This is a genomic window from Isoptericola sp. BMS4, assembly GCF_011634835.1.
Classification (GTDB): Bacteria; Actinomycetota; Actinomycetes; order Actinomycetales; family Cellulomonadaceae; genus Isoptericola.
On sequence record NZ_SIRP01000001.1, the window covers coordinates 2,723,511 to 2,745,747 of the forward strand.

A 22,237-nucleotide genomic window follows, 5' to 3' on the forward strand; every position below is an offset into this window, starting at 1 on the left:
CAGCGGTAGCGCGCTTCCCTGACACGGAAGAGGTCACTGGTTCGATCCCAGTATCGCCCACCAGCACGACGGCCCCCGGACCGCACGGTCCGGGGGCCGTCGTCGTCCCCGCCGGTGGATGTCCGGCGGTCGGCGTACCGTCGGTCGCATGTGCCGCAACATCACCACGCTCCGCGGGCTCGAGCCGCCCGCCACCGACGAGGAGATCCACGCCGCCGCCGAGCAGTTCGTCCGCAAGGTGACCGGCGTCCAGCGCTCCGCGAGCGCCGCGTCGCGCGAGCCGTGCGAGCAGGCGACCGACGAGATCGCCGAGGTCGTCACGCGCCTGCTGGGCGAGCTCCCGGCGCGCCGCCAGCCGCCGAAGACCGTCCCGCCGCTGCGGCGCGAGGAGGTCCAGGCGCGCATCGCGGCCCGCCAGGCCGCCCGCGAGGAGCACGAGCGCCTGCACGAGCTCGGGATCGCCCACACGCACTGAGGCCCGGGCCCGCACGGCCCGGGGCGGCCGTTAGGCTCGCCGCGTGGACCACGACCTGCTGCCCCGTGACGAGCTGCCCACCGGCCCCGTGTCGGCCGCCATGCACCGCGCCAAGGCCGGCGCCCGCGCGGACCACGTCACCGTCGGCCAGGCGCGTCTCGGCGCGGACGGCAGCGCCGAGATCGACTGCTCCTGCGGCATGGTCCTGACCAACGGCCCGGACTGGTCGCTCGACGAGCACATCCGCCTCCACCGGGCGGAGGCGCGCTACGTCGCGCTGAGCCGTGTCGCGCCGGCCGGAATGCCCCGGCTGATCCCCGTGGGCGCCGACCGGCTGCCGCGCTGACCCCGCGACGCTGACCCCGCCACGACGACCCGGGCGCGCCACCGGACCTAGAGCTCGTCGGGGTCGTCCCAGGAGATCCCGCTGGAGGCGCCCTCGATCGGGTGCCGCTCGGTGGCCGACAACGACGCCGGAGCCTTGCTCGCGTCGCCCCCGGGCCGCGGGTCGCGGAACTCCCCCACGATCCTCCGCGGCGCCAGCCTCGCCTGCGACGCGATCGACTCGTCCAACCGTTGGTCCGACTGCCCCGGACCGCCGTCCGGGGCCTCGTCCGACTCCCCCCGCTCCTCTGGGCTGCTCATGGTCCATGCCTAGCAGGCCGTGCCACATCTCGCCCTCGCTTGGCACACTATTTATTCCTCCGCGGTCACGACGCCGGCATCCCCGGCCGTGGCTACAGTGGGCCGGTGACCACCGCCGACGCCGCGATCGACGTACGGGCCGCGCTCGCGCCCCCGCCCGCCACCCCGAGGTCCGCGGAACCCTGGCCCGGTCACCGGCCGATCGTCTGGGCCCCGCGGGCCCGCACCGTCGACGTCGTCCTCCCCCGGCCGGACGGCGGCGCCGACCTGCACCCGATGCGCCTCGTCGGCGCCCACGAGCCCGGGTACTGGCGCGCCGACGAGGCGCTGCCCACCGGCACCGACTACTGCTACTCCGTGGACGGCGGCTCCCCCGTCCCCGACCCCTGCAGCCCCTCCCTGCCCGCCGGCGTGCACGGCCCGTCGCGCGTCGTCGACCACTCCTTCGCCTGGACCGACGCCCGCTGGCGGGGCCGCGAGCTCGACCGGACGGCGCTCCTGCACCTCGACGTCGCGACCGCCACGCCCGAGGGAACCCTCGACGCCGCGACCCGGCTGCTCGACGACGTCGCGGCCCTCGGCGTGGACGGCGTCGAGCTCGCCCCCGTCGCCGCGTTCGACCCGACGCAGGGCCCCGCGTCCGGCGTCCGGCTGTTCGCCGTCCACGAGCCCTACGGCGGCCCGCACGCCCTGCAGCGGTTCGTCGACGCCGCGCACGCCCGGGACCTCGCCGTCGTCCTCGACGTCCCGCACCGCTGGGCCGTCGCCGACGGCCTGGGGCTGCACACCTTCGGCCCGTACGCGTCCGGCTCGCGGCTCGGTCCGCGCGCCGGCGCCCCGGCCGCCGTGCGCGACAGCCCCCGGATCAACCTCGACGGCAGCGGGTGCCGCGGCCCGCGCGACTTCCTCGTCGCGGACGCCGCGCGCTGGTTCCGCGACTTCCACCTCGACGGCCTGCTGCTCGACGTGGAGGCCCTCCTGGACCGCTCCCCCGTCCCCCTGCTCGGCGAGCTCGCCGAGCACGTACGGAACCTCGAGGAGCAGCTCGGGCGACGGCTGGACCTCCTCACCGACGGCCCCGGTCGCAGCGACCGGCTGGTGCGTGCCGTCCACGGCCTCCTCTCGGAGCCGGGGCGCGACCACGTCCAGGCCCTGCGGCTGCTCTCGCGGGAGACCTTCGCCACGGACGGGACGGAGAGCACCGCGGCACGGCTGCCCCCGAGCGCCCGCCGGGCACGCCGGGCGACCCGGCGCGCCTCGTCCCTCGTCGTCGGGGACCTGACCCGCCTGCCGGGAGCCACCCGCGCCGCGCCGTGGTCGCCCGCCGACGACACCCCGAGCGCGCCGGAACCCTCAGCGACGGGCCACGACGACGAGCGTGCCTGCCTGCTCGCGTTCGCCGTCCTCGCCGGGACCACCACCGTCCTGGACGCCGAGCACGCCCCGGTGGGTCACGACGACGGCCCGGCACGGCGCCTCGTGGAGTGGACGAGGCGGCTGCTGGCCCTGCGACCGACCGTGGTCGCGCAGACCGGGCAGCCGCTCGAGCTGCACGTCGACCACCACGCCGGGAGCCGCGCCGGGAGCCCGGCGCTGCTCGCCCGGCGGGGCGACACCGCCCTCGCCGTGGGGCTGGGCGACGCTCCCGCGCGGATCGACCTCGCGCTCCTGCCCGGCCACCCGCACCAGTGGCAGCCGGTGGCGTCGTGGGACCCGGACCGGACCCGGACGGCGGCCGCCCGGCTCGTCGTGCCCGACCGCGTGCCCGTGGTGCTGCGCCGCCAGGACGGCTGACGCTAGACGGTCGGCGTCCGCGCGTCGCCGTCCCCGACGGCGAGGCGCCGCCCCTCCTCCGCGAGCGCGCCGAGGCGCGACAGCGCCCGGTAGTACTTCTTGCGGTACCCGCCACGCAGCATCTCGGGCGTGAACAGGTCCGAGCGGCCCCCGGCCGCCACGCCGCCCAGGAGCACGGGCACGTCCCGGTCGTACAGCCGGTCGACGAGGACGACGAGGCGCAGCGCGACCTCCTGCCGCGTCACCGGGCGCACGTCCGTCAGGGCCACGAGCTCGACGCCGTCGAGCAGCGCCCCGTACCGGCTGGGGTGCACGGTCGCCAGGTGCGCGAGGAGGTCGTCGAACGCGTCGAGCACCGCTCCCGGGTGGGCCGCCGCGGCGCGCGCCACGACGTCGCCCGCCAGGGGCGCGGACTCGGTGACCACGGCGCGGTGCCGGTAGTCCTCGCCGTCGACGCGCATCACCTCGAAGCGGGCGGAGAGCGCCTGGATCTCGCGCAGGAAGTCCTCGGCGGCGAAGCGTCCCTCCCCCAGCGCGTCCGGCAGGGTGTTCGACGTCGCGGCCAGCGCCACGCCGCGGTCGGCGAGCTCGCGCAGCAGTCGGGACATCAGCACGGTGTCGCCCGGGTCGTCGAGCTCGAACTCGTCGATGCACACCAGCCGGCGGGTCGCGAGGGCCTCGACGGTGGGCAGGAAGCCCAGCGCCCCGACGAGGTTCGTGTACTCCACGAACGTGCCGTACGCGACGGACCCCTCACCGAGCCGCTCGGTGACGGCGTGGGCGAGGGAGGTGAGCAGGTGCGTCTTGCCGACGCCGAAGCCGCCGTCGAGGTACACGGCCGGGGTGGGGCGACGGCGGCCCAGCAGCGCGCGCAGCCCGCTGGCCGGGGGCGTCGCGACCTCGTCGGCGACCTCCTGGAGCCGGGCGAGCGTGGCGCCCTGGCTCGGGTGCGCGGGGTCGGCGCGGTAGGTGGCGAACCGTGCGCGCGCGAAGTGCCGCGGGGGCACCAGGTCGGCCAGGAGCCGGCCGGGTGACACGGACGGGCGCACCGACGTCAGCGACGCCACGGTCGCGGCGTCCTGCGTCGACGCGTCCGGGGTGCGTCCGGCGCCGGGCTGATGCTGCGTGAGTGTCACGACCCACCAGCGTACGCCCGCACCTAGGCTGCCCGGTGTGACCTCCGACACCGAGACGCCCGACGTCCCGCTCGACCTGCTGGTGCCGTCCGCCGAGCGGCTCGGCCCCGACCCGGCCGAGCAGCGCCTCGCCGCCCTGTATGCGACCGGCGGCGGGCGGCACGTGCGGGCCAACATGATCAGCACGGTCGACGGCGGGGCGTGGGGCGCCGACCACCTGTCCGGCTCCATCAACGACGCGGCCGACTGGCGGGTGTTCCGGGTGCTGCGCGCGCTGGCCGACGTCGTGCTGGTCGGGGCCGGCACGGCCCGCGCGGAGGGCTACCGCGCGCTGCGTCGCCCCCGCGGGCCCGCGGGCGCCGTGCCCGGTCCGCTGGAGCTCGCGCTGGTCACCCGCACGGGGCGGCTGCCGGAGGAGCTGACGGCCACCTCGCCGCTGGTGGTCACCACCCGGCAGGGGGCGCGGGCGATCGGCGCGGCGGTGCCGCCGGACCGGGTGGTCGTCGCCGAGGGGCCCCGCACCGCCCCCGGCGAGGTCGACCTCGCCGCCGGTCTCGACGCGCTGGCCGACCGCGGCCTGGCCGCCGTCCTGTGCGAGGGCGGCCCGCACCTGCTGGAGGCGATGCTGCGGGCCGGCCTCGTGGACGACCTGTGCGTGACCACCAGCCCGCGACTGGTGGGGGCGGGGCCGGGCCGGATCGTCGCGGGCGCGGGCGGCCCCGGCCCGGCGGCCGGGGATCGGCCCGCCCGCCTCGGGCACCTGCTGCACGCGCCCGGGACGGGCACGCTGCTGGCCCGCTGGGAGCTGCGGTCCGCGTGACGCCTCGCGCGCGCTCGGTCACGTCGTTACCGTGCTCCCATGCCGACCACCATCATCCTCACCGAGGACGCGCTCACCGACGCCGACGTGGAGCACGTGCTCTCGCTGCATGCCGGGGACGCCCAGACCGAGACGCCGGAGTACCACGTCCTGGTCCCCCAGGACACCGACCACAACGTCGTGGCCGCGATCATCGACCACCTGTGGTCGGGCGAGCTGCGGGAGGCCGGCGAGGACCTGGTCGGCAGGGAGCCCACACCGGACGAGGCGAAGGTCACCGCGGCCGAGAGGCTCGAGCGCTCCCTCGCGCTGCTGCACGGCGCCGGCGCCACGGCGCGCGGCGCGGTGACGCAGGAGGACCCGATCCCCGCGCTCGCGACCGCCGTCGCCGACCACGGCGGCCCCGACGACGTCCAGGACATCGTGGTGGTCACGTACCCGCACGTCGTCGAGGACACGCTGCGCCGCGACTGGGCGTCGCGGGCGCGCGAGCACCTCCACGCGCCGGTCCTGCACCTGTACGCGGGGACGAGCGCTCTGGGCGACTGAGCTCGCGAGCGACCGTGGGGCGGGTCAGCGCACGCGGTGGCCGGCGGTGGTGACGGTGGCGCGCACCAGCTCGTCCATCGAGTCGAGGAAGGGGTCCTCGTCGAGCAGGTCGTGGTCGACGGCGGCCACGGACAGCTCCGTGCACCCGAGCACGACCACCGAGGCGCCCCGCTCGACCAGCCGGCCGGCGACCGCCCGCAGCGCGTCGGGGTCCGCGGGCCGCCCCGCCTTGACCTGGTCGTAGATCACCGTGTTGACGATCGTCTGGTCGTCCTCGTCCGGCACCACGACGTCGACGCCGGCCGCCCCGAAGGCGTCGTCGTACACCCGCGAGGCGACCGTGCCGGCGGTGGCGAGCAGCCCCACGCGGGCCAGGCCGGGCACGCGCTCGCGCGCCGCGGCGACCGTCACGTCGATGATCGACACGAAGGGCGTGCTGACGGCGTCGAGCACCTGCTGGGTGAAGTAGTGGGCCGTGTTGCACGGCATCACGAGGAACCGCACGCCGAACGCCTCGAGCCGGCGTGCGTCGCGGGCCAGCACCGGTCCCGGGTCGGCCGACGACGTGCCGAGCACGAAGTCGGTCCGGTCCGGGATCGTCGCGTGGTTGAGCACGACCATGTCCACGTGGTCCTGGTCGCGGGACGCGTCGGTCCGCTCGACCACGCGCTGCAGGAAGTAGGCGGTGGCCAGCGGGCCGACGCCGCCGAGCACCCCGACGGGCAGGTCGCCGTCCCCGGCCGGAGCGGTGCCGGGCCCCCTGCCCGCCGTCGTGCCGGCCGCCGTCGCGTCCGCGCTCACCGGCGGGTCACTCGCCCTTCCAGGCCAGCGCCCGGGAGGCCGCCACCGGGAAGTGGCGGGCGTACTTGCGGAACTGGTTGAGCTGCGAGACCAGCAGGTAGGCGACCCGGCGCGGGTCGGTCTCCTTGCGGTACCACAGGGGGTTGCTCGCCCGCCGGGCCAGCTGCAGGCGACGGGTGCGCGACCGCAGCGCCGGGTCGACGAGGTAGCGACGCAGCAGCGTCCCCGGCAGCACCGTGTAGAGGTGCTCCGTGGTCAGCTCCCCCTCCGCAGTGAGCGGCGTCTCGGCGCCGAGCACGGCCCGCGGGTCCGGGTCGAGCCCGCGCACATGCTCGTGCACGTAGAACTTCACCGGGTTCGCCCCCGTACCGGTCACGTAGTAGTTCGACCGGCCGAGCCGCGGGTTGAGCTCGAAGAAGACGTACCGCCCGTCGCGCGGGTCGTACTTGAGGTCGAAGTTCGCCACGCCGGTCCAGCCCACGTGCTCCAGCAGACGCCGGGCCTGCTCGACGACCTCGTGCTGCGTGCCCGTGATGATCCCGGCGGGGTTGCCGAGCGCGCCCGGGGCGTGCTCCTCGAGCAGCACGTGCCCGAAGGAGGAGAACCGCACCTTGCCGTTCGCGTCGCTGTAGCAGGTGAGGATCCGCATCCCCGAGTCGTCTCCGGGGATGTAGTCCTGGACGACGAACGCCCCCGTGTAGCCGGCGTCGCGCACCCGGCCGAGCAGCTCGACCAGCTCGGCGCGCGAGTCGACGAGGAAGACCTTCTTCTTCCCGGCGAACTCCACGTCGTGGTAGGCCGCCGTGCTGGCCGCCTTGGCGATGACGGGGAAGGTCAGGCCGCTGGTGTCCGGCTCGGCGCCGGCCGCGACGTCGTGCACCACCGTGGTGGGGTGCGCGATCCCGAGCTCCGCGCACAGGGCGCCGAACTCCTCCTTGTCGGTGAGGCGGTGCAGCAGATCGGCCCCCACGTACGGGATCGTGTACCGGTCCTCCAGGCGGTCGCGCTGCTCCACGAGGGCGCGCACCAGCCAGTCTGCCGAGGCCACGGCCACGAGGTCGGCGTCGGGGTGCTGGTCCGCGATCGCGCGCAGCCTGGCCACGATCGCGTCCGGCTCGTCGATCCGCGGCTCGGCCACGTGGGTGAGTATCCGCGAGTGCCGCACCAGTCCGGTCGACTGGCCGGACACGACGACGGACCGCACGCCGTACGCCTCGTGGAACGCGCGGGCGAGGCTGTACGCCCCGATGTCCCCGCCGAGGACGACGGGCTGAAGACGACGTGTGCTCACCGGACCTCCGTCACGGGCGCGGGCTTGTTGGCCTCGTAGTTCCGCCGCAGCGCGTCCAGCGGGTAGTACTGCCGGTACTTGCGCCAGTGGTTGACCAGCGCCGTGAGCAGGTAGAGCCGGCGGCGCGGTGCGGCGTCCGCACGATAGCGCAACGGGTGCACGGTGCGCCCCGACCGCTGCAGCCGCACGACACGGGCACGCAGCTCCGGGTCCAGCACGTACCGTCGCAGCAGGCGCTGGGGCACCACCGAGTACAGCACCTCGTCCGCCGCCGTGACGGGGGCGCGGCGCACGCCGTGGACGACGTCGTCGACCAGGACCTCGGCGGGGTTCTGGCCGCCCGCGGTGAGGTAGTAGTTGTTGCGGCCGATACGCGGGTTCTGCTCGAAGAACTTGAACACGCCGTCGCGGGGGTCGAGCTTGACGTCGAAGTTCGCGAAGCCGCGCCACCCGGTGTGCTCACAGATCCGCTGGGCGGCGTCGAGGATCTCGTCGATGCGCTCGACGATCATGGCCGAGGGGTTGCCGCGCGCCGCCGGGGTGCGCTCCTCGAGGAGCACGCGCGCGGAGCACCGCAGCGTCACGCGACCGGACGTGTCGGCGTACGCCGTGACGGACCGCATCTGCGTGTCGTCGCCCGGGATGTTCTCCTGCACCAGGAAGCGGCCGCGGAATCCGGCCTCGCGCAGGGAGATCATGAGCCGGTCGAGCTCCGCGGGCGTCGCGATCTCGAAGATCTTCTTCTTCCCGGCGAACTGCACGTCGTGGTAGTCCGCGCTGCTCGCGGGCTTGGCGATGACCGGGAAGTCGAACCCGACGGGCGCCGGCTCCCAGCCGGGCTCGCCCGCGCGGGCGAAGTCCTGGATCACCGTGCCGGGCGTCGGGATGCCGAGCTCGTCGCACACGGCCGCGAACTCGGCCTTGTCGCTGATCCGGTCGATGAGGTCGGCGTCGGCGAAGGGCAGCAGGTAGCCCGCCGACTCCAACTCCGGGCGGTGGTGGACCAGCACGCGCACGATCCAGTCCATGTTGGTGAGCAGCACGAGCCGCTCCCCCGGGTGCCGGGCGCCCAGGTCCCCGGCGACCTGCCGGAGGGCTTCGACGATCTGCGCGGGCTCGGTGCCGGACAGGACGGTGTCGACGATGCCCGAGTGCGCGATGGGCCCGGGCTCGGCGAAGGCCACGACCGTCGCGCGCACGCCGTAGCGCTCGTGGAACGAGCGCGCCAGCGCGTACACGCCGATGTCGGAGCCGACGATGACGGGGCGCGCGGCGGGGCCGGCCTCGCGACCGGCCCCGGCCTGCGGCGTCCCCGCAGGGGTGCTGCTCACGGGTCGCCTCACGCCTCCTGCTCGGTACGGTCGCCGGACCACTCGGTGTGGAACGTGCCCTCGCGGTCGGTGCGACGGTAGGTGTGGGCGCCGAAGAAGTCGCGCTGCGCCTGGATGAGCGCGGCGGGCAGCCGCTCGGCGCGCACCGCGTCGTAGTACGAGAGCGACGACGAGAACGCCGGCGCGGGGATGCCGGCCGTCGCGGCCTGCGCGACGACGCGGCGCCACGCGGCGAGACCGTTGCCGACGGCGTCGGTGAAGTACCGGTCCGCCAGCAGCAGCGGCAGCTGCGGGTCGCGCTCGTAGGCCTCGGTGATGCGGTTGAGGAAGCGCGCGCGGATGATGCAGCCGCCGCGCCAGATGCGGGCCATGGCGCCGCGGTCGATGTCCCAGCCGTACTCGGCCGACGCCGCGGCGATCTGGTCGAAGCCCTGCGAGTAGGCGACGACCTTGGAGGCGTACAGCGCCTGGCGCACGTCCTCGACGAACGCCTCGCGGTCGGTCACGGTCAGGGGCGTGGCGTCCGCGGGCAGCGCCGCGCGGCCGGCCTCGCGCTGCGGCACGGAGCCCGACAGGGCGCGGGCGAACGTCGCCTCGGCGATGCCGGTGATCGGCACGCCCAGGTCGAGCCCGTTCTGCACGGTCCAGCGGCCGGTGCCCTTCTGCTCCGCCTGGTCGAGCACGACGTCGACGAACGCCGAGCCCGTGGCGGCGTCGACGTGCTGCAGCACGTCGGCCGTGATCTCGATGAGGAACGACTCGAGGTCGCCCGTGTTCCACTGCGCGAAGATCTCGCCGATCTCGGCGGCGGACGCGCCGAGGCCCTGCTTGAGCAGGTCGTAGGCCTCCGCGATGAGCTGCATGTCGGCGTACTCGATGCCGTTGTGCACCATCTTGACGAAGTGCCCGGCGCCGTTCGGCCCGACGTAGGTGCAGCACGGGGTACCGTCCACCTTGGCGGAGATCGCCTCGAGGATCGGGCCGAGCGACTCGTAGGACTTCTCGGTGCCGCCGGGCATGATCGACGGGCCGTTGAGCGCGCCCTCCTCGCCACCGGACACGCCGGTGCCGACGAAGTGCAGGCCGCGGGCGGCGAGCGCCTCCTCGCGGCGGATCGTGTCGGGGAAGTGCGCGTTCCCGGCGTCGACGACGATGTCGCCCTCGTCCAGCAGCGGCAGCAGCTCGTCGATGACCGCGTCCGTGGGGCCGCCGGCCTTGACCATGACGACGACCTTGCGCGGCCGCTCCAGGGAGGCGACGAAGTCCGCCATCGACTCCGACGGCACGAAGTCCCCCTCGTGCCCGGCCTCGTCGATCAGCGACTGCGTCTTGGCGTAGCTGCGGTTGTGCACCGCGACCGTGTAGCCGTGGCGCGCGAAGTTCCGGGCGAGGTTGCGGCCCATCACCGCCAGGCCGGTGACGCCGATCTGGGCACGAGCTGTCATCGTTTCCTGCTTCCGTCGGGATTTCAGCGAGTCTCACGGGGGAGAACGGACACGCCACCGGGGAGCGACGCACGGTCCACGAGCCCGGGAGCCGCGACCAGCCTAGTCCGAGCGGAGCCGCCGCCGGGACGGATCATCACGATCCGGACACGACGCGCGCCGTGCGACGCGTCACGTGCCACGACACGGGTCACACGGCCGTAACGTGGCAGCCGTGACGGGAGAACGCACCGGGGATCCGCAGGTCCCCGCCTCGTTCGCGGCCGCGCTCGCCTCGCTGCGGGAGCGCCGGCTGCGCGGCGACGTGCACCTCGCCGAGATCCCCGGGCCGGGCCGGATCGCCCCGTACACGGTCGCGCTCGAGGGCGAGGTCGTCGGCGGCGCAGACGGCACCGTCGCCCCCGCGCCCGGCGACGCCGACGCGGGCCCGCAAGAGGTCGCCACGGGGCGCTTCGTGGTCCTGCACGACCCGGAGGGCCAGGAGACCTGGCAGGGCACGTTCCGGGTCGTGACGCTCGTGCGTGCCACGCTGGAGCCCGAGCTGGCGGCCGACCCGCTGCTCGCCGAGGTCGCCTGGTCGTGGGTGACCGAGACCCTGACGGCGGCCGGCGTGGAGGTGCGCGCCACCGGCGGCACGGTGACCCGGGTGCTCTCGCAGAGCTTCGGGGCGCTCGACGCCACGGCCGACACCGTCGACCTCGAGATCCGCGCCTCGTGGACGCCGCTGGACACGGACCTGGGCGCGCACCTCGCCGTGTGGGCGGACCTGATGGCGACCGCGGGCGGCCTGCCGCCCCTGCCGGCGGGCGTGACGGCCCTGGCGTCCCGGCCGCGCCGGACGCCATGACCTCGGACCACACCGGCAGGGCAATACCCTGACACCCATGAGTTCCGCGCTGCCGCCCACCGCCGACGACGTCGTCCCGCTCACGGAGCCCGCGGACGGCGTGGGCCCGGTCGTGGACACGCCGGCCGGCCTGGCGCGGGTCGTCGAGGCCTTCGCCGCGGGCACCGGCCCGGTCGCGGCCGACGCCGAGCGCGCCTCCGGGTACCGGTACGGGCAGGCCACGTACCTCGTCCAGCTGCGGCGCACGGGGTCGGGCACGGCGCTCCTCGACCCGGTCGCGCTGCCCGACCTGTCCCCGGTCGCCGAGGCCGTGGGTGACGTCGAGTGGGTGCTGCACGCCGCGTCGCAGGACCTGCCGGGGCTCGCGGAGCACGGTTTGCGCCCGGCCCGAGTGTTCGACACCGAGCTCGCGGCCCGCATCCTCGGCATGGAGCGGGTCGGGCTCGCCGCGGTGGTCGCCGAGGTGCTCGGCCTCGGCCTGGCCAAGGAGCACTCGGCGGTGGACTGGTCGACCCGCCCGCTGCCCACGGACTGGCTGCGCTACGCGGCGCTCGACGTCGAGGTGCTGGTCGACCTGCGTGACGCGCTGGCCGCGCGGCTCGAGGAGGCCGGCAAGGCCGGCTGGGCGGCGCAGGAGTTCGAGGCCGTCCGCACGGCGACGCCCCCGCCTCCCCGCAAGGACCCGTGGCGGCGCACGTCGGGGACGCACACGCTGCGCGACCGGCGCCAGCTCGCCGTCGTGCGCAGCCTGTGGCAGGCCCGCGACACGAGCGCGCGGGCCCGCGACGTCTCCCCCGGCCGGGTGCTGAACGACAAGGCGATCGTGGCCGCGGCGCGGGCGATGCCGCGCACGGCGGGCCAGCTCGTCGCGCTGCCGGAGTTCGCGGGCAAGGCCACGCGGCGCCGTGCCGCGGTGTGGCAGCGCGCGATCGACGAGGCGCTCGCGCTGCCGGAGGACCGTCTGCCCTCCTTGCGCGGCCCTCGGACCGACGGCCCCCCGCAGCCCCGCACCTGGGCGGACCGAGACCCGGTCGCAGCGCGCCGACTCACGGCCGCCCGCGAGATCGTCGCCGCGCTGTCCGAGGAGCTCGCGGTCCCGGTGGAGAACCTGCTGCAGCCGGACGCCCTGCGCCGCCTGTGCTGGACGCCGCCCGAGCCCGCGGACGCCGTCGCCGTCGCCGAGTTCCTCCGTGGCCGCGGTGCCCGCGAGTGGCAGATCGAGCTGCTGGCCGCACGCCTCGCGGACGTCATCTGATCGACGACCTGTCAGACCCTGCGCGACATATACACCGCGCTGGGTCTGACAACTCTCCGCGATCCCGAGCTGTCAGGGTGAGCGCGACGTATGCACCGCGCTGGGTCTGACACGTTGTCGGAGCGCTCGTGATACGCAGTCTCACGATGGGCTATCATCTTCCTGGTACTCGCGGTAGCGTGTACCGCGGCGCGGGCCGTTCCCCCCAGGCCCGCGCCGCGAGGAGCGGCGTCGCTCGTCGGACGCCGGAGTCCCGACCACCGCAAGCGGACGGAGCTGTCATGACCACCCGAAACCCGGCCCCCCGCAGGCTGCGCGACGTCGTCTTCGTCGAGGGCGTGCGCACGCCCTTCGGCAAGGCGCGACCCGACGGCCTGTACGCCGAGACGAGGGCCGACGACCTCATCGTCAAGGCCGTCCGCGACCTGCTGCGGCGCCACCCCGAGCTGCCCGGCGAGCGCGTGGACGAGGTGGCGATCGCCGCCACCACCCAGCAGGGCGACCAGGGCCTCACCCTCGGGCGCACCGTCGGCATGCTCGCCGGCCTGCCGCGCACCGTGCCCGGGTTCGCGATCGACCGCATGTGCGCCGGGGCCATGACCGCGGTGACGACCACCGCGGCGGGGATCGCCACCGGCAGCGCCGACGTCGTGGTCGCCGGCGGCGTGGAGCACATGGGCCGCCACCCCATGGGCTTCGACGCCGACCCCAACCCGCGCTTCCTCTCCGAGAAGCTGGTGGACCCGGAGGCGCTCAACATGGGCGTCACGGCCGAGAACCTGCACGACAGGTTCCCCCACCTCACGAAGGAGCGCGCCGACGCCTTCGCCGTGAGCAGCCAGGCCAAGTACGCCAAGGCCCTGGCGAACGGCGACGTCGGTCCCGAGCTCGTCCCCGTCGCGGTCCGCTCCACCGAGCAGGGCTGGGGCCTGGCCACCGCCGACGAGCTGCCGCGACCCGGCACCACCGTCGAGGCCATCGCGAACCTCAAGACGCCGTTCCGCCCGGGCGGCCGCGTCACGGCGGGCAACGCCTCCCCCCTCACCGACGGCGCCACGGCGGCGCTCCTCGCGTCCGGCGACACCGCGGCCGAGCTCGGCCTGCCCGTCGCCATGCGGATGGTCGCCTCCGCCTTCGCGGGCGTCGACCCGTCGATCATGGGCTACGGCCCCGTGCCGGCCACCGACAAGGCCCTCGCGCAGGCCGGTCTCGGCATCGAGGACATCGGCCTGTTCGAGATCAACGAGGCCTTCGCCGTGCAGGTGCTGAGCTTCCTGGACCACTACGGCATCGCGGACGACGACGAGCGCGTCAACCCGTACGGCGGCGCCATCGCGATGGGCCACCCGCTGGCCAGCTCGGGCGTGCGTCTCATGACGCAGCTCGCGCACCAGTTCGCGGCCCGCCCGGAGGTCCGGTACGGCATCACGACGATGTGCGTGGGCCTCGGCCAGGGCGGCACCGTGATCTGGGAGAACCCGCACCACGCCGACTACTCGGGCCACACCACCAGCACCCCGGCGAGCAAGGAGAGCTGACCCACGATGACGCAGAACGACACCACCACCGCCGGGACCGACGCGCGCGCCGAGCGCGTCACGCACTCCCTGGTCCGCGACGTCGAGCTCCCGGGCGGCGCGGGCACCCTCGCCCTCGTCACCCTCGACAACGGCCTGGACCACACCAAGCCGAACACCCTCGGCCCCGAGGGCATGGCCGAGCTCACCGCCACCCTCACCGCGCTGCGCGAGCGCGCCGGCCGCGGCGAGATCGCCGCCGTCGGCGTCACCGGCAAGCCGTACTTCCTCGCCGCCGGCGCCGACCTGCTGCAGGTCTCCACCGTCACCTCCCACGAGCAGGCGCTCGAGCTGGGCCGGTCGGGCCACGCCGCCTACGAGCTGCTGCACACCATGGGCGTGCCCACGTTCGCGTTCGTGGGCGGGCTCGCGCTCGGCGGCGGCCTCGAGATCGCGCTGAACTGCGACTACCGCACCGTCTCCTCCGACGCCCCCGCGCTCGGGCTCCCGGAGACGGGCCTCGGGCTGGTCCCCGGCTGGGGCGGCGCATACCTCGTCCCGCGGCTGATCGGCATCGAGAAGGCCGTCGACGTGATCCTCACCCGTCCGGCGGCGCAGAAGCCGTTCAAGGCTGCCGAGGCGCTCGACATCGGCCTCGTCGACGAGCTCTTCCCCGCGGCCGACTTCCTCGAGCAGTCGATCCTGTGGGCGTCCCGCGTGCTGCGCGGCGACGTGGTCGTCCAGCGCCGTGAGCTCGACCCGCAGCCCGTGTGGGACGCCGTCGTCGCGGCCACCCGGCAGCGGCTCGACGCCGTGGTGGCCGGCTCGCGCCCGGCGCCCGGGCGCGCTCTCGACCTCATGGCCGACGCCCGCACGGCGACCCGCGCCGAGGCGTTCGCCGCCGAGGACCGGGCACTGGCCGACCTCATCATGTCCGACGAGATGCGCGCCAGCGTGTACGCGTTCCAGCTCGTCTCCGGCGGCAAGAAGCCGGCCGGCGCGCCGTCGGCGGACCTCGCCCGGCCCGTGACCCGGGTCGGCATCGTCGGCGCGGGGCTCATGGCCGCGCAGATCGCGCTGCTCGTCTCGCAGCGCCTCGGCGTGCCCGTGGTCATGCGCGACCTCGACACCGAGCGCGTGGAGAAGGGGCTGGGCTACGTCCGGTCCACCGTGGAGAAGCTGGTCAGCCGCGGCCGCATGGCGCCCGAGGCCGCCGCCCGCATCACGGCGAGCGTCACCGGCACCACCGAGATCCGCGAGTTCGCCTCCTGCGACGTCGTCGTCGAGGCGGTCACCGAGGTCATGGGCCTGAAGAAGAAGGTCTTCGCCGAGCTGGAGGACGTCGTGTCCGAGGACACGATCCTCGCCACGAACACCTCGGCGCTGTCGATCACCGAGATGGCCTCCGGCCTGCGCCGGCCCGAGCGCGTGGTCGGCATCCACTTCTTCAACCCGGTCGCCCAGATGCCGCTGGTGGAGGTGGTCCGGGCCGAGCGCACGAGCGACGAGGCGCTGGCCACCGCGTTCGCGGTCACGAAGAAGCTCCGCAAGACCGCGGTGCTCGTCAAGGACCGCCCCGGCTTCGTCGTCAACCGCCTGCTCGTGCTCGTCATGGGCAAGGTCGTCGAGGCGATCGAGAACGGCACCGCGGTCGAGGTCGCGGACACCGCGCTCGCCCCGCTCGGCTTCCCCATGCCCACGTTCGAGCTGTTCGACCTCGTGGGACCCGCCGTCGGGCTGCACGTGCTCACGTCGCTGCGCGAGGACCTCGGCGACCGCTTCCCCGCCTCCCCCGGCCTCGAGCGGCTGGTCTCCGACGGCACGCGCGTCGTGCTCGACCGCCCGGCCCCGGGGATGCCCAAGCCGGTGGACCCGGCCATCCAGGGGGTCTTCGGGGAGGCGCTCGACGCCGGCGCGACCGGTCGCCACGGCACCCCGGTGCTCGACGCGGCCGGCGTGCTGGACTCCGTCCTGACCGCCCTGACCGTAGAGGTCGGCCACATGCTCGACGAGGGCGTGGTCGCCGCGCCCCAGCAGATCGACCTGTGCATGATCCTCGGCGCCGGCTGGGGCTTCCACACCGGCGGGATCACGCCCTACCTGGACCGCACCGGGTACTCCACGAAGGTCCTGGACCGCCGTCTCCTGCCCGACGGCGTCGCCAACGTCCCCGAGAACGTCGCCTGACGCCGACACCCCACCCCCTCTCTCGGGGCGGGAGGACCGGGCCGTGCGCCCGGCCCTCCCGCACGACGGCCGGCCCCCACCCGGGGCCGGCCGTCGGCACGTCACGCGACCGTGCCGCGTGCCGGGTACGGTGAGGCCATGGACCACGGAGGCACTCCCGTCACGTCCGCCCGCGAGCTGGCGGGCCTCGTCGGTGCGCCCACGCCCGCGGCCCTGCGCAAGGTCCGCACCCGGCTGCACGGCCTGGACCGGCAGTGGCTGGCCGCCTCGCCGCTGTGCTTCGTCGCGACGGCCGACGGCGACGGCCACCAGGACGTGTCCCCGAAGGGCGACCCGGCCGGGCTCGCGCACGTGCTCGACGACGTCACGATCGCGATCCCGGAGCGGCCGGGCAACCGCCGCGCCGACGGCTTCCACAACGTGCTGGCGAACCCGCACGTCGGGCTGCTCTTCGTGATCCCCGGCCGCGGGGACACGCTGCGCGTCAACGGCACCGCCCGCCTGCTGCGCGGCGTGCCCTACGCCGAGGAGCTGCGCGTGCGCGGCCACGTGCCGCGGCTCGTGCTCGAGGTGACGGTCGAGGAGGTGTTCCACCACTGCTCCAAGGCGTTCCTGCGCTCGCGCACGTGGGACCCGGACGCCTGGACACCCGACGCGATGCCACGGCGCGCCGTCCTGGCCCGCACCCTCGAGCGGCCCGAGGACTCCCTGGACGTGCTCGACGCCCACTACGGGCCCCGGTACGCCGAGCACCTCTACGGCTGACCGGACGGCCGCCCGACCGGCGACGACACTCCGGAGGAACCGGCGCGACCCGGTGTCAGTCGTCCCAGCCCATGCGCAGCACCTCGAACGCTGTCGCGTGACGGGTGCCGAACGCCTCGCCCGTGGCCGTCGTCATGCGCCCGAGGAAGTCCGCCGGGTCGAAGCCGTCCCAGCCGAGCCCGTCGAGGTACGCGGCATGGGCGGCCAGCGACGCCACGCCGGCGTCGAACGTGCCCGTGACGTCCACGGCGTGCGCGGCCCCGGGCGAGCCGGCCACCCACACCTGGCGCACCCCACCCCAGGGCTCGAGCCCCTCGGACTCGACCTGCTCGCGGAAGACCCACCGGTTCCCGGCGTCGCGCACCGCGTCGACGACGGCCCGCCCGGTGGCGACGTGGTCGGCCTGGTTGAGCATCCCGCCGGGGAACGTCTCGCGGTAGTTGCCGGTGATGACGACCTCCGGGCGCCGGCGGCGGATCACGCGCGCGATCTCGCGCCGCAGCGGCACGCCGTACTCGATCACGCCGTCGGGGAAGCCGAGGAACTCGACCTCCTCGACCCCGACGACGCGGGCGGAGGAGAGCTGCTCCGCCTCGCGCACGCGGCGGGTCTCGTCCGGGTGCATCCCGTCGATGCCGGCCTCGCCGCTGGTGACCATGCAGTACGCGACGCGCTTGCCCTGGCCGGTCCACCGGGCGACGGCGGCCGCGGCGCCGAACTCCATGTCGTCGGGGTGCGCGACGACCGCGAGCGCCGTGGCCCAGTCCTCGTCGAGCCGCTGCAATGTCATGACCACACGCTAGTGCGCGCCGTCCTACCGCGCGTCCGCGCCCTCGAGGACCCACGCCGTCGCGAAGACGACGTTGTCGGCCAGCAGGGTGATCGCGTCGCGCGCGCCGACGTGCGGCGTGGAGAACGACAGCTGCACCACGCCTCGCCCGCCGGGTGCGGCGAGCCAGTAGTCGAGCACGAGCACCGCGAGGTCCTCACCGCCCACGTCGGCCGCACCGCGCTCGAGGTGCGCGTGGCGGACGAACGGGCCGGCGGGCGTCTCGGACCCGACGAGCGTGTCGTGCTCCCCCAGCGTGGGCCGGATCCGGTCGGCGATACGCACCACGTGCGCCTGCCCGCCGACCTCCGGCCCGAGGTCGTGCCAGAAGAGCACCAGGCTCAGCGCGATCGCGGCGTCGTCGGTGCGCTGCAGGAGGAACGCCCACAGCCGCCCGCCGGCCGACGACGCCCGCGCGCTCGAGCCACTCGCGCATGTCGCGGCGCAGGCGGGAGCCGCGGTCGCCGAGCACCGACGTCTGCCGCTTCACGAGCCGCCGCACCTGCTGCCGGCGGCGCTCGGCGTCGTCCAGCTCGATGACCGCCCACTGGCGCGGCAGGTTGAGGTCGAAGCCCAAGGCCTTCGCGCGGTCGATCGCGTCCGCGTCGTCCGGCTCCAGCTCCGGCAGGGGGACGACGGCGCGCTCGGTGTCGTCGTCGCCGTCCGCCGCTGCTGCCGCGGCATCGGCGGCGGGGAGACCGCCCGTGACCCAGGCGACGTCGTCGTCCTCCGGCTGCGGGACGAGGGCGAGGAGCACGTCCTCGGGCGTGGCAGCCATCGGGTGCGGGCCGGCGGGGTCGAACACCACCCGCTCGATCACCTCGGCGTGCTGCTCGAGGAACGGCATCAGGCTGGTCCCCCGCCGCAGCGCGAACTCGCGGTCCGGCGCGTCCGGGGTGAGGAATGCCGCGAGCGTCTGCGCGGACGAGAACAGGCACACCTCGTACGGCCGCGCCGATCCCTCCGGTGCCTCGAACACCCGGTTCTGCGTCTCGCCGCCGGAGGGCCGCAGGATCGGCACGACGACGACGTCGAGCCGCAGCGCCTGCCCGATCGCCGGCACGTCCTTCGCCTCCAGCGCCGCCGCCAGCCGCTCGGATCCCACCTCCGGCAGAGCGGCCACGGGGATGGCGTCGCGCTCAGGATTGCTCGTCTCGTCGGTCATGTCGCGATCATCCTCCACCATCCGGCCCGGTCATCCCGAGGGCGCCTCGCGAAGGATACGCACGTCGAGGTGACCGGCGATGACGTCGGCGGCCTCCGCATCCCCTCTGGATCGCCTGTCCAGAGCCCGTTGGCCCACGCCCGGGTCGACCTCCCAGAGGACCTCCGCGTAGAGCCCCTCGGTGCTTTCGAACCCACGGAACATGAGGAACCACCTGTGGGGTACCGTGACCGTCGCGAAGACCGGCATCCCGTGGTTCGTCTCGCCCGATCGGACCTCCAGGACCCCGGCGTCGGGGTGCACCAGGAACCACCGCCCGTCGAGGTCCACCGCACCCACCGGGGTGTCGGTGCTGGCGCCCGTCCGCCGCCGGAAGAAGCTCATCGGGCCACGAACGGCATGTCGAGCACCATGTCGACGGCGCCGTTGTCATACGGACCCGGGATAAGGAACTCGGGCGCCCCGCCAGGGTTCCCGTCCAGCGGGAGGCCGTGCCTCACACCCGCCACCTTGCTGCTGTCCACCAACTCCCCGACCACGATGTTCTCCGCCGCGTTGTAGGCCCCGCTCTCGAGGCCCGTCGGCAGGCCCATGGTCGACCGCGGGTTCTCGAGCGTCCATGGGCTCACCGGGGTCCACGAGGCACCGTCGGCGTTGGCCGCCCAGCCCGAGTACGACGGATTGCGACCGTAAAGGCGGTAGACGATCTGGCCGTCCACGGCTCCGTCGACGTTGCCGCGCAGCGCACCCGCCCACATCCTGGTCGACTCCCACAGGGCACGGGGATCGTTCCGGAGCAAGCGCGCAGCATGCGATGAGCGGAAGGCCGTGACGCCCGCCTGCGCGGCCTTGATCATGTGCGTGTTGGTGCCGGCCTCCCGGAGAAGCACACGGGTCGTCACGAGCCTCCCGATCGCCTTCGCGGCACCGCCCAGGCCGACGCACGACAGTGCGGCGCCGGCGATGGAGACGACCGCCTCGGTCCATGACCGCTCCCCCGTCGCGGCCAACGCGATGTTCCCGACGGCGTTCACGATCGCGGCGACGGCTGCCACGATCAGGAGCACCCCCGCGAGGGCCTGCCCGACGACCGGGATCCAGGACACGGCGATGGCCAGCACCCCCGCGACGGTGGAGACCCAGCCGGCGATGTCGGTGATGGCGGCGACGAGGTCGGCGCCCCAGTCGTCCCACCAGCCGTCGTCGAGCCCGTCGTGAGAGGTGATGTCCTCGATCTCCCCGATCGCGCGCTGGGCGGCACGGTCGCGCACGTCCACGGCGGAGTCGATCTCGGCGCGGGCGGCGGCCACCGTGCCGTTCGCGGCGTCGGCGTCACCCCCCAGCTGCGCGGCCAGGCGTTCCCATTGCGACCGCTCGCCGACGTCCTGCGCACCGTCGGCCAGGTCCACGTAGTACCGCTGCCGCGTCGACGCGTCCTCGGCGTCGGCAGCGGCCGACCGAGCACGCTCCAGGGCGGCCGCCGAGTCGTCCTGCGCCGTGGCCAGCACGCCCGCGTAGTCGACCAGCGCCTGACCGGTCGCCGCGTACCGCGCGTGCGCCTTCTGGATGTCCGCGATGGTCTCCTCCTTGCGCTCCATCAGCGCATCGAGCGCCTCGGAGACCATCCCGCCCGTCTCGAGCCGACTCATCCGCCTGGCAGCGCGGTCGATCGAGTCCGCCACCTCGAGGTAGTCCTTCCCCCCGTCGAGCACCATGACGGCGTCGCCCGGCACCGGGTCGCTCGACAGCCCGACCGGGCTCCAGTCCGCGGGCCTCACTCGCCACCCTCGTCGAGCGCGCGGGCCAGCTCGGAGTCCGCGTCGGTGAAGGTCGTCGCCACGGCCGTGGCCGCCTCTGCCAACGAGCTCAGGTTCTCGGTCATCGTCGCGCGCTTGTCGTCCCAGCCGTGCGCGAAGGAGCGCACGGCCTCGGCCAGGCCCTCGTGGCCGATCGCCCCCGCCAGCCCGACGCTGCGAGCGTTCGCGTGTTCGAACTCGTCCGCGACGGTCGACAACGACTCGCCCAGCTCCGTCACCGCAGCGACGTCCATCCGCAGGTCACTCATGCCACTCCTCAGACTCTCGGCCGACGGGAGCGTACCCGCCGGCGCGGTGACGCCGCGACGGCGAGAGCTCCCCGTCCTGCGTCAGCCCCGGCGCCGCCGCCACCACGGGCGCCGGCGCTCGGACGGTGGCTCGGCATCCGCGCCGCCGGCGACCCACGCCACGTCGTCGTCGCCCGGTTGCGGGGCGAGCACGAGCAGCACGTCCTCGGGCGTGGCCGTCATGGGGTGCGGACCCGCGGGGTCGAACACCACCCGCTCGATCGCGGCGAGGTGCTGCTCGAGAAACCCGACGAGCGTCGGGCCGCGCTGCAGCGCGAACCGCCGCTCGGGAGCGTCGGCGAGGAACGCCGCCAGCGTCGCCGTCGAGGAGAACAGGCACACCTCGTACGGGCGGGCCGAACCCTCCGGCGCCTCGAAGACGCGGAGCTGCGTCTCGCCCTCGGGCGTCGTCATCAACGGCACCACGACGACGTCGTGCCGCAGAGCGCGGCCGATCGCCTCGGGCTGCTGCGCCGCCAGAGCCCGCGCGAGCGGCTCCGAGCCGAGCTCGCTCCCCGGCGCGACGGAACCGATGTCGTCGCCCTCGCCGGGCGCGCGCTCGTCGCCGGTCATGCCGACCATCCTGCCGGGCGGGCGTGGGTCGGCGAGGCGGCCAACGCGATGGCCTCGCGGGTCGTCGGGGCGACGACGTCGGGCCGGTCGGGGCCGTCCCAGGAGGCGCCGTGCGAGACCCAGGCGGTGCGGGTGCCGGCGGCGCGCCCGGCGGCGACGTCGGCGTGGGGGGCGTCGCCGACCATCCACACGTCGCGGCGGGCGGCGTCGGCGGCGCCGAGCCGCGCCAGCGCGATCTCGAGCAGCCGCGGGTCGGGCTTGGCCACCCCCTCCTCCTCGGAGACGACGACGGCGTCGACGTGCTCCTCGATGCCGCAGCGGGCGATCTTGCCGCGCTGCTGCGCGGAGGTGCCGTTCGTGACGACGGCCACCGGGTGCCCGGCGCCGCGCAGCACGTCGAGGGAGAACAGGACGCCGTCGTAGGGCCGCACGCGGGACAGGATCCCGGCACGGAACCGTTGGATCGCGGCGGGGACGTCGTCCGCCCAGCCGAGCCGGGCGACGAGCACCCGCGCGAGCGCCTCCTTGGACCCGTGCCCGCCCTCGTCGGCGGCGACGATCGCCGCGAGGTCGTCATCGGTGCCGCCGGCGTCGGCGACCGCGGACGCGGCCCAGGCGGCGAACGCGTCGGCGCGGCCGACGAGGGTGTTGTCGAGGTCGAGGAGCCAGATCACCCGAGCGAGGCTACCCGCGGTCCCGCCGCGCGAC

24 protein-coding genes are annotated in these 22,237 nt (G+C 74.8%); 10 read left to right on the top strand and 14 right to left on the bottom strand.

Annotated features, from left to right (window positions below; translation table 11 throughout):
* The first annotated feature begins 148 nt into the window (after positions 1–148).
* Positions 149–475 (top strand): DUF2277 domain-containing protein, encoded by a 327-nt coding sequence (locus EYB28_RS12255; RefSeq protein WP_166848240.1) that lies wholly within the window; start codon positions 149–151, stop codon positions 473–475.
* Between the two features lie 43 nt (positions 476–518).
* Positions 519–821, top strand: coding sequence for a hypothetical protein (locus EYB28_RS12260; protein ID WP_370459476.1), 303 nt, complete (start codon positions 519–521; stop codon positions 819–821).
* Between the two features lie 47 nt (positions 822–868).
* Here the strand turns inward: EYB28_RS12260 and EYB28_RS12265 are convergent, their stop codons facing one another.
* On the bottom strand, positions 869–1,120 hold the full coding sequence (locus EYB28_RS12265) for a hypothetical protein (protein ID WP_166848242.1): 252 nt from the start codon (positions 1,118–1,120) through the stop codon (positions 869–871).
* A gap of 105 nt (positions 1,121–1,225) precedes the next feature.
* Here EYB28_RS12265 and EYB28_RS12270 point away from each other — a divergent pair, with 105 nt between their 5' ends.
* Entirely contained in the window at positions 1,226–2,914 is a 1,689-nt protein-coding gene (locus EYB28_RS12270; protein ID WP_166848244.1) for a hypothetical protein, read from the top strand.
* 2 nt (positions 2,915–2,916) lie between these two features.
* On the opposite strand, the gene zapE is transcribed toward EYB28_RS12270, so the two are convergent.
* Positions 2,917–4,050: a cell division protein ZapE gene (gene zapE / locus EYB28_RS12275; protein WP_166848246.1), complete on the bottom strand. Its 1,134-nt coding sequence runs from the start codon at positions 4,048–4,050 to the stop codon at positions 2,917–2,919.
* 37 nt (positions 4,051–4,087) lie between these two features.
* Here zapE and EYB28_RS12280 point away from each other — a divergent pair, with 37 nt between their 5' ends.
* Positions 4,088–4,870, top strand: coding sequence for a dihydrofolate reductase family protein (locus EYB28_RS12280; protein WP_166848248.1), 783 nt, complete (start codon positions 4,088–4,090; stop codon positions 4,868–4,870).
* 39 nt (positions 4,871–4,909) lie between these two features.
* Positions 4,910–5,419, top strand: coding sequence for a hypothetical protein (locus tag EYB28_RS12285; protein WP_166848250.1), 510 nt, complete (start codon positions 4,910–4,912; stop codon positions 5,417–5,419).
* A gap of 24 nt (positions 5,420–5,443) precedes the next feature.
* Here the strand turns inward: EYB28_RS12285 and EYB28_RS12290 are convergent, their stop codons facing one another.
* The 4 genes from EYB28_RS12290 to gndA are packed head-to-tail and all read right to left on the bottom strand — an operon-like array spanning position 5,444 to position 10,287.
* On the bottom strand, positions 5,444–6,220 hold the full coding sequence (locus tag EYB28_RS12290; RefSeq protein ID WP_240930536.1) for an amino acid racemase: 777 nt from the start codon (positions 6,218–6,220) through the stop codon (positions 5,444–5,446).
* 7 nt (positions 6,221–6,227) lie between these two features.
* Positions 6,228–7,511 (bottom strand): carboxylate--amine ligase, encoded by a 1,284-nt coding sequence (locus tag EYB28_RS12295; RefSeq protein WP_166848253.1) that lies wholly within the window; start codon positions 7,509–7,511, stop codon positions 6,228–6,230.
* Positions 7,508–8,842, bottom strand: coding sequence for a hypothetical protein (locus EYB28_RS12300; protein WP_370459477.1), 1,335 nt, complete (start codon positions 8,840–8,842; stop codon positions 7,508–7,510). Before EYB28_RS12300 ends, EYB28_RS12295 begins: the two co-directional genes overlap by 4 nt.
* An 8-nt stretch (positions 8,843–8,850) precedes the next feature.
* On the bottom strand, positions 8,851–10,287 hold the full coding sequence (gndA, locus tag EYB28_RS12305; protein ID WP_166848255.1) for an NADP-dependent phosphogluconate dehydrogenase: 1,437 nt from the start codon (positions 10,285–10,287) through the stop codon (positions 8,851–8,853).
* Positions 10,288–10,501: 214 nt separating this feature from the next.
* Between gndA and EYB28_RS12310 the strand changes: the two genes are divergently transcribed.
* The 5 genes from EYB28_RS12310 (at position 10,502) to EYB28_RS12330 (ending at position 16,858) form a co-directional block, all read left to right on the top strand.
* Entirely contained in the window at positions 10,502–11,134 is a 633-nt protein-coding gene (locus EYB28_RS12310) for a DUF3000 domain-containing protein (RefSeq protein WP_166848257.1), read from the top strand.
* 37 nt (positions 11,135–11,171) lie between these two features.
* The gene (locus EYB28_RS12315; RefSeq protein ID WP_166848259.1) at positions 11,172–12,389 is read left to right on the top strand and encodes a ribonuclease D; all 1,218 of its coding nucleotides are present in this window, start codon (positions 11,172–11,174) and stop codon (positions 12,387–12,389) included.
* A 281-nt stretch (positions 12,390–12,670) separates the two neighbouring features.
* A complete protein-coding gene (locus tag EYB28_RS12320) occupies positions 12,671–13,927 on the top strand; it encodes a thiolase family protein (protein WP_166848261.1) in 1,257 nt (418 codons plus the stop codon).
* Between the two features lie 6 nt (positions 13,928–13,933).
* A complete protein-coding gene (locus EYB28_RS12325) occupies positions 13,934–16,093 on the top strand; it encodes a 3-hydroxyacyl-CoA dehydrogenase NAD-binding domain-containing protein (RefSeq protein ID WP_166848263.1) in 2,160 nt (719 codons plus the stop codon).
* A 138-nt stretch (positions 16,094–16,231) separates the two neighbouring features.
* Positions 16,232–16,858 carry an MSMEG_1061 family FMN-dependent PPOX-type flavoprotein gene (locus EYB28_RS12330; protein ID WP_166848265.1) on the top strand — a complete coding sequence of 209 codons (627 nt, stop codon included), beginning with the start codon at positions 16,232–16,234 and terminating at the stop codon, positions 16,856–16,858.
* A 55-nt stretch (positions 16,859–16,913) separates the two neighbouring features.
* Here the strand turns inward: EYB28_RS12330 and EYB28_RS12335 are convergent, their stop codons facing one another.
* From EYB28_RS12335 to EYB28_RS12370, 8 genes are all read right to left on the bottom strand, one after another.
* Positions 16,914–17,648 carry a PIG-L deacetylase family protein gene (locus EYB28_RS12335; protein ID WP_166848267.1) on the bottom strand — a complete coding sequence of 245 codons (735 nt, stop codon included), beginning with the start codon at positions 17,646–17,648 and terminating at the stop codon, positions 16,914–16,916.
* Positions 17,649–17,672: 24 nt separating this feature from the next.
* Positions 17,673–17,855 (bottom strand): hypothetical protein, encoded by a 183-nt coding sequence (locus EYB28_RS12340; protein ID WP_166848269.1) that lies wholly within the window; start codon positions 17,853–17,855, stop codon positions 17,673–17,675.
* Positions 17,845–18,852, bottom strand: coding sequence for a hypothetical protein (locus EYB28_RS12345; protein WP_166848271.1), 1,008 nt, complete (start codon positions 18,850–18,852; stop codon positions 17,845–17,847). Before EYB28_RS12345 ends, EYB28_RS12340 begins: the two co-directional genes overlap by 11 nt.
* 30 nt (positions 18,853–18,882) lie before the next feature.
* Positions 18,883–19,182, bottom strand: coding sequence for a hypothetical protein (locus tag EYB28_RS12350; protein WP_166848273.1), 300 nt, complete (start codon positions 19,180–19,182; stop codon positions 18,883–18,885).
* A gap of 50 nt (positions 19,183–19,232) precedes the next feature.
* On the bottom strand, positions 19,233–20,630 hold the full coding sequence (locus tag EYB28_RS12355) for a hypothetical protein (RefSeq protein WP_166848276.1): 1,398 nt from the start codon (positions 20,628–20,630) through the stop codon (positions 19,233–19,235).
* Positions 20,627–20,917: a hypothetical protein gene (locus EYB28_RS12360; RefSeq protein WP_205710908.1), complete on the bottom strand. Its 291-nt coding sequence runs from the start codon at positions 20,915–20,917 to the stop codon at positions 20,627–20,629. Before EYB28_RS12360 ends, EYB28_RS12355 begins: the two co-directional genes overlap by 4 nt.
* A gap of 81 nt (positions 20,918–20,998) precedes the next feature.
* Positions 20,999–21,529 (bottom strand): SseB family protein, encoded by a 531-nt coding sequence (locus EYB28_RS12365; protein WP_166848279.1) that lies wholly within the window; start codon positions 21,527–21,529, stop codon positions 20,999–21,001.
* Positions 21,526–22,203 carry an HAD family hydrolase gene (locus EYB28_RS12370; RefSeq protein ID WP_166848282.1) on the bottom strand — a complete coding sequence of 226 codons (678 nt, stop codon included), beginning with the start codon at positions 22,201–22,203 and terminating at the stop codon, positions 21,526–21,528. The genes EYB28_RS12365 and EYB28_RS12370 overlap by 4 nt, the downstream gene beginning before the upstream one ends.
* Positions 22,204–22,237: the final 34 nt, after the last annotated feature.

What these genes read in the sequence shown, in the direction of transcription:
- EYB28_RS12325 (WP_166848263.1), top strand. Translation starts at nt 13,934, where the DNA reads ATGACGCAGAACGACACCACCACCGCCGGGACCGACGCGCGCGCCGAG.
- EYB28_RS12320 (WP_166848261.1), top strand. Translation starts at nt 12,671, where the DNA reads ATGACCACCCGAAACCCGGCCCCCCGCAGGCTGCGCGACGTCGTCTTC.
- EYB28_RS12315 (WP_166848259.1), top strand. Translation starts at nt 11,172, where the DNA reads ATGAGTTCCGCGCTGCCGCCCACCGCCGACGACGTCGTCCCGCTCACG.
- EYB28_RS12335 (WP_166848267.1), bottom strand. Translation starts at nt 17,648, where the DNA reads ATGACATTGCAGCGGCTCGACGAGGACTGGGCCACGGCGCTCGCGGTC.
- EYB28_RS12285 (WP_166848250.1), top strand. Translation starts at nt 4,910, where the DNA reads ATGCCGACCACCATCATCCTCACCGAGGACGCGCTCACCGACGCCGAC.
- EYB28_RS12330 (WP_166848265.1), top strand. Translation starts at nt 16,232, where the DNA reads ATGGACCACGGAGGCACTCCCGTCACGTCCGCCCGCGAGCTGGCGGGC.
- gndA (WP_166848255.1), bottom strand. Translation starts at nt 10,287, where the DNA reads ATGACAGCTCGTGCCCAGATCGGCGTCACCGGCCTGGCGGTGATGGGC.
- EYB28_RS12255 (WP_166848240.1), top strand. Translation starts at nt 149, where the DNA reads ATGTGCCGCAACATCACCACGCTCCGCGGGCTCGAGCCGCCCGCCACC.
- EYB28_RS12365 (WP_166848279.1), bottom strand. Translation starts at nt 21,529, where the DNA reads ATGACCGGCGACGAGCGCGCGCCCGGCGAGGGCGACGACATCGGTTCC.
- EYB28_RS12265 (WP_166848242.1), bottom strand. Translation starts at nt 1,120, where the DNA reads ATGAGCAGCCCAGAGGAGCGGGGGGAGTCGGACGAGGCCCCGGACGGC.
- EYB28_RS12360 (WP_205710908.1), bottom strand. Translation starts at nt 20,917, where the DNA reads ATGAGTGACCTGCGGATGGACGTCGCTGCGGTGACGGAGCTGGGCGAG.
- EYB28_RS12345 (WP_166848271.1), bottom strand. Translation starts at nt 18,852, where the DNA reads ATGACCGACGAGACGAGCAATCCTGAGCGCGACGCCATCCCCGTGGCC.